At 58.1% G+C, this 13991-nt stretch carries 12 protein-coding genes; 9 read left to right on the top strand and 3 right to left on the bottom strand.

Translation table 11 applies throughout. The annotated features are described in order from the left end of the window. The first annotated feature begins 4 nt into the window (after positions 1 to 4). The gene (locus TX82_RS08960; RefSeq protein WP_005009485.1) at positions 5 to 940 is read left to right on the top strand and encodes an FAD:protein FMN transferase; all 936 of its coding nucleotides are present in this window, start codon (positions 5 to 7) and stop codon (positions 938 to 940) included. 80 nt (positions 941 to 1020) lie between these two features. Here the strand turns inward: TX82_RS08960 and TX82_RS08955 are convergent, their stop codons facing one another. Beyond that, entirely contained in the window at positions 1021 to 3507 is a 2487-nt protein-coding gene (locus TX82_RS08955; RefSeq protein WP_005009483.1) for a heavy metal translocating P-type ATPase, read from the bottom strand. A 111-nt stretch (positions 3508 to 3618) separates the two neighbouring features. Here TX82_RS08955 and TX82_RS08950 point away from each other — a divergent pair, with 111 nt between their 5' ends. Next, positions 3619 to 4419, top strand: a complete 801-nt coding sequence (locus TX82_RS08950) for a cyclase family protein (RefSeq protein WP_144079143.1) — start codon at positions 3619 to 3621, stop codon at positions 4417 to 4419. Between the two features lie 12 nt (positions 4420 to 4431). Here the strand turns inward: TX82_RS08950 and TX82_RS08945 are convergent, their stop codons facing one another. Further along, the gene (locus TX82_RS08945) at positions 4432 to 4839 is read right to left on the bottom strand and encodes a cytochrome b family protein (protein WP_005009480.1); all 408 of its coding nucleotides are present in this window, start codon (positions 4837 to 4839) and stop codon (positions 4432 to 4434) included. A gap of 173 nt (positions 4840 to 5012) precedes the next feature. Between TX82_RS08945 and TX82_RS08940 the strand changes: the two genes are divergently transcribed. Then, complete coding sequence (locus tag TX82_RS08940) at positions 5013 to 5882, top strand: formylglycine-generating enzyme family protein (RefSeq protein ID WP_144079142.1); 870 nt, start codon at positions 5013 to 5015, stop codon at positions 5880 to 5882. Between the two features lie 31 nt (positions 5883 to 5913). Here TX82_RS08940 and coaBC read toward each other — a convergent pair whose 3' ends face one another. After that, entirely contained in the window at positions 5914 to 7119 is a 1206-nt protein-coding gene (gene coaBC / locus TX82_RS08935; protein WP_005009478.1) for a bifunctional phosphopantothenoylcysteine decarboxylase/phosphopantothenate--cysteine ligase CoaBC, read from the bottom strand. A gap of 193 nt (positions 7120 to 7312) precedes the next feature. On the opposite strand from coaBC, the gene TX82_RS08930 reads away from it, so the two are divergent. The 6 genes from TX82_RS08930 to panB all read left to right on the top strand — a co-directional run bounded on the left by TX82_RS08930 (position 7313) and on the right by panB (position 13977). Next, positions 7313 to 8317: a galactose-1-phosphate uridylyltransferase gene (locus tag TX82_RS08930; protein ID WP_005009477.1), complete on the top strand. Its 1005-nt coding sequence runs from the start codon at positions 7313 to 7315 to the stop codon at positions 8315 to 8317. 1 nt (position 8318) lies between these two features. After that, positions 8319 to 9788 (top strand): glycogen synthase GlgA, encoded by a 1470-nt coding sequence (glgA, locus tag TX82_RS08925; protein WP_005009476.1) that lies wholly within the window; start codon positions 8319 to 8321, stop codon positions 9786 to 9788. Between the two features lie 25 nt (positions 9789 to 9813). Beyond that, complete coding sequence (locus tag TX82_RS08920; RefSeq protein ID WP_005009475.1) at positions 9814 to 11757, top strand: GAF domain-containing sensor histidine kinase; 1944 nt, start codon at positions 9814 to 9816, stop codon at positions 11755 to 11757. 63 nt (positions 11758 to 11820) lie between these two features. Beyond that, complete coding sequence (locus TX82_RS08915; protein WP_005009474.1) at positions 11821 to 12186, top strand: response regulator; 366 nt, start codon at positions 11821 to 11823, stop codon at positions 12184 to 12186. Positions 12187 to 12243: 57 nt separating this feature from the next. Further along, positions 12244 to 12882 carry a deoxynucleoside kinase gene (locus TX82_RS08910; protein WP_005009472.1) on the top strand — a complete coding sequence of 213 codons (639 nt, stop codon included), beginning with the start codon at positions 12244 to 12246 and terminating at the stop codon, positions 12880 to 12882. Positions 12883 to 13125: 243 nt separating this feature from the next. Next, positions 13126 to 13977, top strand: coding sequence for a 3-methyl-2-oxobutanoate hydroxymethyltransferase (gene panB / locus TX82_RS08905; RefSeq protein WP_005009471.1), 852 nt, complete (start codon positions 13126 to 13128; stop codon positions 13975 to 13977). The last annotated feature ends 14 nt before the right edge of the window (positions 13978 to 13991 follow it).

The following is a 13991-nucleotide window of genomic DNA, read 5'->3' as shown; positions in this document are numbered from 1 at the left end:
AATCATGACCCCTGCTCGCCTGTACTTCATGTGTATTTTTTTGTGCATCGCCTTGTCAGGCGCCGCCTGTTCGCAGTCCAGCACAGCCGAACCCGTGCGCCGCACCCAATTCATCATGGGCACGCTGGTGGAGATCACCATCGTCAACGCCGACGCCAAAGTGGCGCAAACGGCGGCCAACCAGGCCTTCGACGAGATGAGCCGCATTGAGAAACTGATGAGCACTTACATTGCGGATTCCGAAATCTCGCGCATCAACGAAGCCGCAGGCAAGGAAGCTTTGCCGGTGTCGGCGGAGGTGCTCGAGATTATTCAGTCAGGCATTGCGTGGGGTGAAAAAACCAAAGGCATCTTCGACATCAGCATCCATCCGCTGGTGGAGACATGGGATTTCGATGGCGGTGGCGAGACGGTGCCGTCACCGGAACAACTCAAAACCGCAACGGGCCTGGTCAATTTCCGCGATATACGCATCCAGGGAAACACGGTGCGGCTGGCGCGCGAAGGCATGGCGATCAACCTGGGCGGCATCGCCAAGGGGTATGCGGTGGACCGCGCCATCACAATTTTAAAAGGACTGGTGCCAAACGGTATTATCAATGCTGGCGGCGACCTCTACGCATTCGGCCAGCGCGGCCCGGACCGGCCCTGGGTGATCGGCCTTCAGCATCCCCGCAAACCGCAGGGTGTGCTGGCTTCGTTCGCGCTCGCCAACCAGGGAGTTGCAACTTCGGGCGATTACCAGCGCTATTTCATGAAAGGCGAGAAGCGGTATCATCACATCCTCGACCCAGCAACGGGACTGCCCGCGGAGGGACCCATCTCCGTCACGGTGATGGCACCCACCGTGATGGACGCCGACGCCTTGTCCACGGCGGTGTTCATAATGGGAAAAGAAAAGGCATCGAATGGATCGAGTCGATGGACAACGTGGAAGTGATGGTGATCGATGAAACCGGAGCCGCGCATTTCAGCTCCGGGTTCAACAAACTGCCGCAGTTTGCGATGAACGCGTTTTGATCACGCGCTTCGGCGGGAGGAGAACCGTTTCAAGAGCAGTGAGTTGCCGACCACGGAAACGGAGCTGAACGACATCGCCGCGGCCGCGAACATCGGTTGCAGTAACACGCCGTTGAACGGATACAACACCCCTGCGGCGATGGGGATGCCGAGCACGTTGTAGAAAAACGCCCAGAACAGGTTCTGCCGGATCTTGGTCATGGTCCGGCGGCTGAGTTCGATGGCGTCCACCACCGCGTTCAGATCGTGTGTCATGAGTGTGATGTCGGCGGTCTCGATGGCAACGTCGGTGCCCGACCCCATGGCAATGCCGATGTTCGCCTGCGCGAGAGCGGGCGCGTCGTTGATGCCGTCCCCCACCATCGCCACGAACCGGCCTTCATCCTGTAGACCCTTCACCTGCCGGGCCTTGTCGGCGGGCAATACCTCCGCCAGCACGCGGTCGATGCCGAGTTCCCTGCCCACCGCCTCGGCGGTCTTCTGGTTATCGCCGGTGATCATCACGATCTCCAGCCCGCGTTGTTTCAAACTCTGGATGGCGGATTTCGATTCCGGCCGGACACGGTCGGCGGCGGCAATGATGCCCGCAATGTGGCCGTCCACCTGCACCAGCATAGCGGTCCTGCCTTCGCCGGCGAACCTTTCCGCCTGTTCGCGCACCGCTTCCACATCGAGCCCCGCATCCTGCATCATGCGCAAATTGCCGAGCGCCACGTTGTGTCCGTCCACCTTCGCCTTCACGCCAAACCCCGGCAGGGCTTCGAACCCCTCCGCGGATTTCAGCGACACGTTTTTTTCCTTCGCGTGTTCGACAATGGCCACGCCCAGCGGGTGCTCGGACCCTTTTTCGAGGGACGCGGCATACATCAACAACGTATCCGCATTCATGCCTGCATCCTTCGCCACCCACACGTTGCGCACCACCGGTTTGCCTTCGGTGAGCGTGCCGGTTTTGTCGAACACGATGGTGTTCAGTTTCTGCGCCTGCTCCAGCGTCTCCCCGCCCTTGATGAGCACGCCCATCTCCGCGCCCTTGCCGGTTCCGACCATGATCGCCGTCGGCGTCGCCAGCCCCAGCGCGCACGGGCAGGCAATGATCATGACCGAAATGAAAATCATCATGGCGAACAGACCGGGATCGGTGGGCAACTCCGCCACCGACGGTCCCACAAGCCACCAGAAGCCGAACGCCAACATCGCGATCCCGATGACCACCGGTACGAAGATACCCGCGACTTGATCCACCAGCCTCTGCACCGGCGCCTTCGAGCCCTGCGCTTCCTGCACCATGCGGATGATGTGCGCCAGCACCGAGTCCCTGCCCAGCCGCGTCGCTTTCATTTTGAAAAAACCGGTCTTGTTGATGCTGGCGCCGATGACCTCATCGCCTTCTCTTTTTTCAACCGGCACGCTCTCGCCGGAGATCATCGACTCGTCGATCGCCGTCTGTCCTTCGGTGATGGTGCCGTCCACCGGAATCCGTTCGCCGGGACGCACGGAGACGATGTCATCCACTCCCACCTGGTCGATGGGGAGGTCCTGCTCCTCCCCGCCGCGTTCGACGCGCGCGGTCTTCGCCTGCATGCCCATGAGCTTGCGGATGGCTTCCGTAGTCCGCCCTTTCGCCCGCGCCTCCAGCATGCGTCCCATCAGCACGAGCGCGATGATCATCGCCGAGGTGTCGTAATACACGGCCAGTTCCGTGCCGAAGGACGTGGCGAGTTCAGGCAGGGCCGTCACCGCAACACTGTAGGCGTAGGCCACCGTCGTGCCGACGGCGATCAGCGTGTTCATGTCGGCATACCCGTGTTTGAGTCCCGCCCACGTTCCTTTGTAAAACTGCCATCCGCCCCAGAACTGCACCGGCGTCGCCAGCACGAACAACAGCCAGTGCAAAGTCGAGGTGTTTTCAACCCAGCCGGTCATGCCCAGTGTCATGATACCGACGGCCAAACCCAGGCTGGACGCGAACTTGAACTGCAACGTGCTGTACTCGCGCTGGTGTCGCGCCTCTTCCACTTCCTGAGTCGCCGTTTCTGCTTCCAAATCGACATCAGGCATCGAGTACCCGATGTCCGCCAGCGCCTTGCGGAAATCCGGCAGACCCACGCGCGCTTCCATGTAACTCACCGTAGCGCGTTCGCTGGCGAGGTTGACGCTCACATCGACGACGCCGTCGAGTCCGCGCAGCTTCTTCTCCACTCGACCGACACAGGAGGCGCAGGTCATGCCTTCGACAGGGAAGGTTTTCTGCACCGACGGCACCTCGAACCCGATTCTCTGTATGGTGGAAATGATTGCGTCGGGCGTGGCGGTTTCCGGATCGTAATCCACCGCCGCCCGTTCCGCGCCGAAATTGACACTGACCTTGCTCACGCCCGGCACCTCGCCCACCTTCTTCTCGATGCGCGCGGCGCAACTGGCGCAACTCATGCCCTGAATGGGGAGGGACAGGCTTTTGCCCTCTTGAGTTTTCGTATCTGCCATTTTGTCGTATCCTTATAAAAGGAAGTTTGTTCCTTTGAGATGTTGCCGCGCGTGGGTTGGATACAGTCCGTCCACAAATATTTTTTCGACTCCGGCCTGGGAGACCCCAAAATGCTTGATTTCAAACACCAATGGTACGGAGTGCTTGTCTTCATTGTACTATGGATCGCGGGATGCGCGCAGACGCCGCCTTCCCCGGCACCTCCCTCCCGGTTGGTGGACCTGACGCACCCGTTCGACGAAACCACCATCTACTGGCCCACCAGCAAGCCGTTCGCCCTGTCCGAGGTGCACAAGGGACTGATGAACGAAAGCTACTGGTACGAGGCCAACAATTTTGAAGCGGCGGAGCACGGCGGCACCCACATGGACGCGCCGGTGCATTTTGCCAAAGGACGCTGGACCGCCGACGCCATTCCATTAGTAAAATTGATCGCTCCCGGCGTGATGGTGGATTTGAGCGCGCGCGTCAACAGCGATGCGGATTATCTGATTTCAAGGGAGGACTTCCTGCAATGGGAGGCACGGCACGGACGCATCGAGGCCGGGTCCATTGTCCTCGTGCGCACCGGGTGGGACACACGCTGGCCGGATAAAAAACGCTATCTCGGCACCGACCTGCCGGGCGACACGGCCAACCTGCATTTTCCCGGTTACAGCGAAGGCGCCGCGCGTTTTCTGACCAACGCAAGGAACGTGGCGGCGGTGGGACTCGATACCGCGAGCCTCGATTACGGCCAGTCCAGGGAATTCAAGGCCCATCGCGTCTTCGGCGCGGCCAACGTGCCGGGATTTGAAAACCTGGCGCGGTTGGGCACCCTTCCCGCCCGCGGCTTCCGCGTCATCGCCCTTCCAATGAAAATCGGCGGCGGCAGTGGCGCGCCGCTCCGTATCGTTGCAGAGATTCCGTAAATGATCTGTAATTTACTGTTTGTTGCGGAACAGGCCACGCAGGGTGAAAACGCCGTACCCAAGAAGAAGCAGGGCGATGAGTCCATTGGAAAAGGAATTTTCTGTGATGGAATGGGAGAAGAAGTAGACTCCGGTGAAACTCAAAAAAATGCCCAGGCTGAAATAGCCGACCCCTTTGCCCCAGGTCATGCCCCGGTGGCCTTGCTTCAGGTTTTCCCGTTTCTGGCGCAACTGGTAACGCCAGCGAAGGATGTAGTAACTCTGGCGAAGCCACGAGAAAAACCCATTGTCCTCGACCAGGCTCGCGCTGCAATACATGCACGTCGTATCCGCCTGGCGGTTGGGGAAGCCGCAATTGAGGCACAAACGGTAATCCTGGCGGTTATGCAGTGCAATGGGTTCTTTTTTGGGCTTGTCCACGCCGGTCCCGCAATCCGCCTGCGGCCCGAAAACCTGTCGGCACCGGAAGCATCTTTGTTTATAATGAGGTAAAGCGATTCTATACCCATTAAAATTACGTGTCAATCCTGATAGGCGGACCACCCCCAGCCCCGGCGCGACACCCCGCAACCTTTACTGATTTGCCCGAACTTATGAAATTCAAAACAACCGCAGTATCCAGAATATGCATTATCCTTATTTCAGTGATCGCACTCCCGGTGACCGCTGCTTTTGCTGAAACCAAAACACCCCGGCCGCCAGAGGGCATGGTGCTCATTCCCGAGGGCGAGTTCGTCATGGGGAGCATGCACTCGTTGAGGGAACTCGATCCTACCGGCATTTTCCAGAGTGACCGTCATATGCTGGGCCCGGAAGACCCGGCTCATGACGTTTATCTCAGTGCCTACTTTATCGACATCTACGAGGTGACCAACGAACAATACTGGAAATTCCTGAAAGCCACAGGTCTTGAAAAAAAGCCCCGTTACTGGAACGATCACGAATTCAATCAGCCCAGGCAACCGGTGGTGGGGGTCACCTGGAAAGAGGCGCAAGCCTATTGCCAATGGAAAGGCAAACGCCTGCCCACCGAAGCGGAATGGGAAAAAGCGGGAAAAGGAACCGGCACGATCAAATACCCCTGGGGGGACTCCGCGCCGACTCCCGACAAACTGAATTTCAACCGCACCGTTGGCAAATCCACCCCCGTCGGTTCGTATGAAGCGGGCAAATCCGTTTACGGGGTGTACGATCTTTCCGGCAATGTCGCCGAATGGGTGAAGGACTGGCACTTTGCGGAATATTACCTGTTCTCACCCAAGAAAGATCCGCAAGGGCCTGATCGGGGAATGTACAAGGTCATACGGGGAGGCCACTGGCACAACAATGCGGAGGACGTTCGCCTCAGTTACAGAAACGCGACCGTGCCCACCCTCAGGCAGGACTCCGTAGGCTTCCGCTGCGCAAAAAGCGTCATGCAAAAAGAAGCCCCCAAGACAACGGAAGACAATTCCGGAAAATGAAGAAAACGGTGAACAACGGCCAAGCGCCGGGTTATTTGGAAAGGTCGCGAATGCGGTCGAGAAGGATGCCCGCAATTTCATGCTTCGGCAGGCGCGGCAGGGTTTCGATGTTGTCCACCCCGCGAATCAATTGCACCTGGTTGAAGTCGGATTGAAACCCGATTCCCGGTGCACTGATGTCATTGGCCACGATAAGGTCGAGTTGCTTGCGCTGGTATTTGTCGAGCGCGCTCTGCACCACGTTTTCACTTTCTGCGGCGAACCCCACCACGATCTGGTGCGTTTTCTTCGCGGCCACTTCCTTTAAAATATCCGGAGTCGGTTGAAGGTTGAGGACCAGCGGCCGGTCGCCGGATTTTTTGATCTTTTCCTTTTGAATGTCCGCAGGAGCAAAGTCTCCCACCGCCGCCGTCATCACCAGCACATCACAATTTTCAAGATGTTCCATTACCAGGTCCCGCATCTCAGATGCACGCTGGCAGGGTACCACCTCCACCCCGGCGGGGGCGCCAAGCGACGTCGGTCCGCTGATGAGAGTCACCACGGCGCCGCGTTTTTGTGCTTCCGCGGCGATGGCGTATCCCATCTTGCCCGAAGAATGGTTGGTGATGAAGCGCACCGGGTCGATGGGCTCGCGCGTGGGCCCGGCGGTCACCAGAACGCGACGTCCCGCCCAGTCCTGTTTTTGCTCCAACCGTTTGCGCACCGCATCGAAAATGACCTGCGGGTCGGCCAGACGGCCCAGTCCGGTGACCCCGCAAGCCAGCTCGCCCGAGTCCGGTTCCACCACGAACACGCCCCGCATTTTTAATTTAACCAAATTGGCCTGCACCGCTTGATTCGCCCACATTTGATCGTTCATGGCAGGTGCGAGGATCACCGTGCCCGGGAACGCCGCATATAAAGTAGAAAGCGGATCGTCAGCCAGGCCGTTGGCCATTTTGCCGATCGTGTTGGCGGTGGCCGGGGCGACGACCATCAAATCCGCGTGCTCCGCTGCACGGATGTGCTCCATCGACGCCGACCGTTCCGAATCGAAAATCTTGTGGTACACCGGCCGGCCGGAAAGCGCCTCGAAGGTGAGCGGCGTGATGAACTGCTTGGCGTTTTCCGTCATCACCACGTACACCTCCCCTCCTGCTTTGGTGAGAAGGCGCAACAATTCCACCGCCTTGTAGGCGGCAATGCCGCCGGAGACGCCCAGCACAATTTTCCTGCCTTCCATGGGAGAACTCATGTCCGCATTCCGCCCTTTAGGTATGATGATCGGTTGTGCCTCGATTATAGTTTGCAAGCTGTTGTCATTCAATCGTTTTCGGGAATCTCAACCACAACGAAAAACCGGCGGCTAAAATTGACTTTTGAAGGGCCATTGCTTAGTATTCAGACCATTATCATGGCTGGTGAAAAACGAAAGAACGAAACCGGATATGCCTGAATTGAGAAAGGACCCCATCGTCGACCGGTGGGTCATCATCGCGCAGGAACGCGGCAAGCGTCCTGCGGATTTTGCCAGCCCGACGGTCAACTCCCAGGCGGGATTCTGCCCCTTTTGCCTTGGCAATGAAAGCAAGACCCCGCAGGAGATCCTGGCCCTTCGGCCAAACGGATCGGGGCCGAACGAATCCGGCTGGTCGCTTCGCGTGGTTCCGAACAAGTACCCCGCCCTCACCATCGAAGGCGGCATCGACCGGGTTGGTGAAGGGATGTACGACAAAATGAACGGCATCGGCGCCCATGAAGTCATCATCGAGGGTTCCTGCCACGAAGTGGCGCTGGAAGAATTGCCGGAACGCGCCGTGCAGGAAACGTTGTGGGCGTTCCAGCAACGCATCATTGACCTGAAACGCGACCCGCGGTTCCGCTACATTCTCGTGTTCAAAAACCACGGTGAAGCGGCGGGAGCAACGCTCGAGCACACGCACAGCCAATTGGTAGCCCTCCCCATCGTGCCGGAGCTGGTGCTGGAAGAACTGGACGGAGCAAGGAGGCATTACGAATACAAGGAACGTTGTATTTACTGCGACATCATAGCGCAGGAACGGGGCGACGGCCGCCGGGTTGTGATGGAGAACCATGACTTCATCGCCGTCTGTCCTTATGCTCCGCGGTTTCCTTTCGAAACCTGGATTCTGCCCAAGTACCATTCCGCCCATTTTGAGCACGATTCAACAGAAGCGCTGGCAGGAGCGGCCAACATCTTGAAGGACGTGCTGTTGAAATTACGCATGGTCTGCAATCAGCCGCCATACAACTTTGTCCTGCACAACTCCACCGTGCAGAGCAAACACAGCGCGTACTTCCACTGGCACATCGAGATCATGCCGAAGCTCACCAAGCTGGCGGGATTCGAGGCTGGGACCGGGTTTCACATCAATCCCGTGAGCCCCGAGGAGGCCGCCGATATCCTGAGGGCGTGCACCGTGCACCCGTGACATGGCGCGCCCCCTGAAGATCCTCTCCGTCGCGGCCGAGGCGCATCCCTTCGCCAAGACCGGCGGATTGGGGGATGTCTGCGGCGCGTTACCGCTGGCACACCACCGGCTGGGGCATGACGTGCGTTGCGTGCTTCCCCACTATTCCTCGCTCACACCGGCACTTCACCGGAATGGAATCGAGAACACGGGACGCACCCTCTCCATACCCGTGGGCATCGCCAATCCGCAGGCCACCCTTCATTTGGCGCACCTCCAAAACAGGGTTCCGCTTTATCTTATCGGAAACGACTTTTATTTCGGACGCAAGGGATTGTACGGCGAAGGGGGAACCGATTATCCGGACAACGCCTCGCGCTTCTCCTTTTTTTGCCGGGCGGCTCTCGAGTGGTGCAAGGCCACGCGGTTTCAGCCGGATATCATTCACTGTCACGACTGGCAGGCAGGACTGGTGCCGGCCTATTTGAAACTCGTTTACCAGGACGATCCTTTCTTCAAAAACACGCGCACGCTGTTCACCATCCACAACCTCGGTTACCAGGGAAACTTTGATGCTTCCGCCCTGTCCACGGTTCACCTGCCTGCCGACGCATTTCACTCACAGGGGCTGGAGTTCCACGGCCGCTTCAGTTTTCTAAAAGCGGGGCTGGTTTATTCCAACCTGTTGACCACGGTGAGCAAACGTTACCGGCAGGAAATCCTGCTTGCCGAAAACGGGTTTCAAATGGACGGAATCCTTCGGGACCGCAAGGAGAATCTTTACGGTGTTTTGAACGGCGTGGATTACGAAGAATGGAACCCGGAAAACGATCCATGGATCCCCGCGCCGTTCGATTCCGGCAACCTTAAAGGCAAAGCCCTGTGCCGCGAGGCCTTGCTGAAAGAGTTAAGGTTAAAGGTTCCGGCCCGGCAGCCGCTTGTGGCGATGGTGACCCGCCTGTCCTGGCAGAAAGGAATCGATCTCGTCCAAAAGGGGTTCGACCAAATCATGAAAGAAGCGGTCGGCCTCGTGCTGCTCGGCGTCGGCGATCCGGCGTACGAGGCGTTCTTCACCGAACAGGCCCAGCGGTACGCGGGACGCTTCGCCTGCAGGCTGGCTTTTGACGAGGGACTGGCCCACCGAATCATTGCCGGGAGCGACCTGCTTCTCATGCCGTCGGTGTACGAACCCTGCGGCTTGACCCAGATGTACGCGCTCCGTTACGGAACCGTGCCCGTGGCCCGCTCGGTGGGGGGACTGGCGGACACGGTGAAGAATTTCAATCCCGAAACCGGACGCGGTACCGGTTTCAATTTCCGCCGCTTTGAATTAAAATACCTCGTGCAATCCCTCCGCAAAGCGACCGGGCTGTTTGCCGACCGGACGCAATGGCGCCGCCTGATGCAGAATGGCATGTCGCAGAACCTGAGCTGGAAACGCGCCGCCACGGAATACATCCGACTTTACCGGAAAACACTCCGAGAAACCTGACCACGCCGATCTTGGGGAAATGCATATGGTGGATGACAGCATCGTAGGACTGGAAGTTCTCCGCGAGATTGCCCGCATTTCCACTTCCCCCCTCAATCTGGACGAAATCCTCGGTCAGACCATCGAAATCATCAAAAATAAAATGCGCATCGACGCCTGTTCCATTTACCTCATGGAGCAATCGTATTCCGGTGAGGTGCGGTTGAAACTGAAAGCCACCAGCGGCCTGCCCCCATCCGCCGCCACACACATCTACCTGGAACCCGGTCGCGGAGTGACCGGCTGGGTGGCGCAGAACAAGACGGCGCTGGCATTGAGCGAGGCCATGCAGGACCCGCGATTCGTGTATTTTCCCGAGATCGAGGAAGAAAAATTTCCGTCCATGTTGTCAGTGCCGCTCGTCGATCACGACCAGTGCATCGGCGTCATCAACGTGCACACACTCGACCGTCGGCAGTTCACATTGACCGAAGTGTCCATTCTGGAAACCCTCTCCGCACAGATCACCGGGTGCATCCGCAACGCCCTCGAGTACCAGAAAAGCCAGGCCCTCCTTGGCGAGCAGACCCTCCTCTACACCATCAACACCGCAGTCCAGGAAACCCCCAAGCTCGACCACCGCATCTGGATTCTCATGACCGGCATCACGTTTGGCGGGGCCGGGGGATTCAACCGCGCCATCCTGTTTTTACTGGATGACAAAACGGGCCACCTTGTCGGGCACATGGGACTGGGGCCCGACTCCGCGGAAGAAGCCGGGCGCATCTGGCGCGAGCTCTCGGAGGACTGGGAGTTCACACTCACCCGTCTGCTGGAAAACCCCCACTGGGAAAGGTTTCGCGACACCCGGCTCAACCAGTACGCGCGATCGCTCAAGTTTCCACTGTCGTCCGGGAATGTGCTGTCGGAAACCGCTCTCAATAAAAGGCCCTACATTGTTCACGACACGTCGAACGACGACCTGGTGCCGGCAGACCTGGCCGAAGCCCTTGGCTCACCGAGTTTCGCAACGGTGCCTCTGATGCCCCACCGGGAAGTTCTGGGGGTGCTGCTCGTAGACAATCTGTACAACCACGCACCCATCACCGATTCCAATTTGCAACTGGTAGGCCGGCTGGCCACGCACCTGGGCTGGGTCATCGAAAACTCAAGGCTGGTCAACAAGCTTCTGGAATCCAACCGCGAACTGCTGAGCACCAAGGAACAGTTGATCCAATCGGAAAAACTGGCGGCTCTGGGCGAGTTGTCGGCGGAGGTCGCCCACGAGATCAAAAACCCTTTGGTCTCCGTAGGCGGATTCGCACGCAGGCTGCGCGACCGCATCGGCGACCTGAAGGACCAGGAAAACGGCACGATGCCCCCCCTCTCCGACCTGAGAGGGTTGTACCGGTATGCAAGCATCATTGTCAATGAAACCGAACGGCTGGAGCGCCTGCTGCAGGATATCCTGCTGTACTCGAAAGCCGAGGAACTCGAAGTCGAGCCGTGCCGGTTCAACGAACTGGTGTGTGAAGTGATCGACTTTTTCGAGGTGGGGATTGAGGAAAGAAATATCGACCTCAAAAAGAGCTTCATGGACCCGGACGTGGAGTTTTACATCGACAAAAAGAAGATCAAGCAGGTCATCATGAACCTGTTGTTCAACGCCATCGAGTCAATGCCCCACGACGGCCACCTGACCGTGTCCACCTACCGCGGGCACCGGGTCGGGCAAACAGAAGGAGACAAGGATTCGTTGACCCTGTGCATCGAGGACACCGGCGGAGGCATTCCACCGGAGTTGTTCGAAAACATCTTCAATCCCTTTTTCACCACGAAGGAAACCGGCACCGGGCTGGGGTTGTCCATATCCCGGCGCATCATCGAGGAGCACGGCGGCACCCTGCATGTCAATAACAACATCAACAAGGGCGTCACTGTTTACGTTTATTTACCGTTGCAAAAACTCGGCAATTATAATAAAACCTGATTGATCCAAAACCCGGAAAGCGGCCCGTACCGGGCTCCCTGCGTTCCACAACCGTCACAATTCATGTCCAAAAAGAAAATTCTCGTCGTGGACGACGAAGACAACATCCGCCTCCTCTACAAGGAAGAGTTGCAGGATGAAGGCTATGAAGTGGCCTGCGCCCGGAGTGCCGAAGAGGCCTTGAAGATAATCGAGGGCCAGGAACCCGATCTCATCACGCTGGATATCAAAATGCCCGGGATGAACGGCATCGATTTCCTCCGACTCCTCAAAGAGCAGAAAAAAAACATCCCCATTATCCTCTGCTCGGCGTACGGAACGTACAAACAGGATTTCCAGGTGTGGGCATCGGAAGCATACGTGGTGAAATCGGCGGATTTACGGGAACTCAAGTTGACCATCAAGGAAGTGCTCAGTTTCGGTTCCTAGGGCAGGCGGTGCCCACCCGTGGCGCCTTTCGGGAACCCACTCTCGAATCCCAATCTCATGAACGAACCCAGGTTCATCGCAATCGAAGGCGGCATCGGCGCAGGGAAAACCACGCTCGCCCGAAGGCTGGCTCAGGAGTACGACGCCAAACTGGTGCTCGAGGTGGACGAAGACAACCCCTTCATCGACAAGTTCTACCAGGACCGCGAAGCGAACGCCTTCCAGACCCAGGTTTTTTTTTTACTGAGCCGCTTCAACCAGTACCGGGAACTCGCCCAGCGCGACCTGTTCAGCAGCGTCGTCGTCACCGACTACCTGTTCCAGCGCGACCACATCTTCGCCCAGTTGAACCTCAAGGACCACGAATACACGCTGTACCAGCAGATTTACAACCTGGTCCGCATCAAGATCCCGAAGCCGGACCTGGTGATTTTCCTGCAGGCGGACACCGATATCCTGTTCACCCGTGTGGAGAAACGCGGCCGCGACTACGAGCAGTTGATCGATTACGAATACCTCGATTCGGTCAATCGGGCATTCAATAACTTCTTCTTTTATTACACCGAAACCCCCCTTCTCGTGGTGAACACGAACAAAATCGATATCGTCGACAAAAAAATCGATCTCAAGGAGTTGATTCATAAAGTCAATAATCATAGAATAGGTCGAGAATATTACAATCCGCTTGGATCCTGACAAGACCGGGACGGAGCGACACCGAGTAGCAAAAGGCCATGCGCGGTCGGAGACCCCCTGAGAGAGGGGGCTTCAAACCAAAAAGCGTTGCAACCTTTCGACGCCCGAACGCCCTCATCGTCCCCACGGTCACCACAAGACCTGGGGCGTTTCAATTTGGAGCGGTGTACCGGGTGCGCCTCCCTCCCTGTCTTTGGGACCTTTCCGGTCCCCGGAATCCCGGCTATTTTGAAGTGGGTTCCCATGAACACCGAACGCATGACCCTGCCGGCCTTGGTCGAACGCAAAAAGACCGGACGCAAAATCACCGCCGTCACCGCCTACGATTACTCCATGGCGCGCCTGCTGGATGACGTTGACATCGATCTCGTGCTTGTGGGTGACTCCGTCGGCATGGTTTCGCTGGGATACGACACCACCCTTCCGGTAACGATGGACGAGATGATCCACCACACCCGTGCCGTGCGCCGGGGTACCGGCCGCGCGCTGGTGGTCGGCGACATGCCGTTCATGTCCTACCACGTCTCGGACGAAGAAACCATCCGCAACGCGGGCCGCTTCATCCAGGAAGGCGGCGCCGAAGCGGTGAAGCTGGAGGGCGGCCAGAAGTTTGCCGACCGCATCCGTGTCGTGGTCGATGCGGGTATCTCGGTGATGGGCCACATCGGCCTCACGCCACAATCGATCCACCAGTTCGGTGGCTACCGCGTGCAGGGCAAGAATTACTACGACTCGCGCCAGATCAAAAAGGACGCTCTGGCCCTGCAGAAGGCCGGGGTGTTCTCCATCGTGCTGGAAGCCATACCGGCGGAACTGGCTGCCGAAATCACCAGTGAAGTCGACATCCCCACCATTGGCATCGGAGCGGGCAAAGAATGCGACGGGCAGATCCTGGTGCTCAACGACCTCTTGGGCCTCAACCAGGAGTTCACCCCCAAATTCGTCAAACGGTACGCCGAACTGGGCGAGGCGGTACAGGGCGCGCTCCGCGATTATGTGGACGAGGTGCAGACCGGCGCCTTTCCCACCGCCGAACACACCTACAACCTGAAACGCAAACCTCTCAGGGAGGCGGGCAATCAGGGTTCCTCCTGAATCCCCGGATGGCG

It is taken from the genome of Nitrospina gracilis 3/211, assembly GCF_000341545.2.
GTDB lineage: Bacteria > Nitrospinota > Nitrospinia > Nitrospinales > Nitrospinaceae > Nitrospina > Nitrospina gracilis.
The sequence above is the reverse complement of the archived record's forward strand: the minus strand, read 5'-3'. Positions and strand labels throughout refer to the sequence as shown.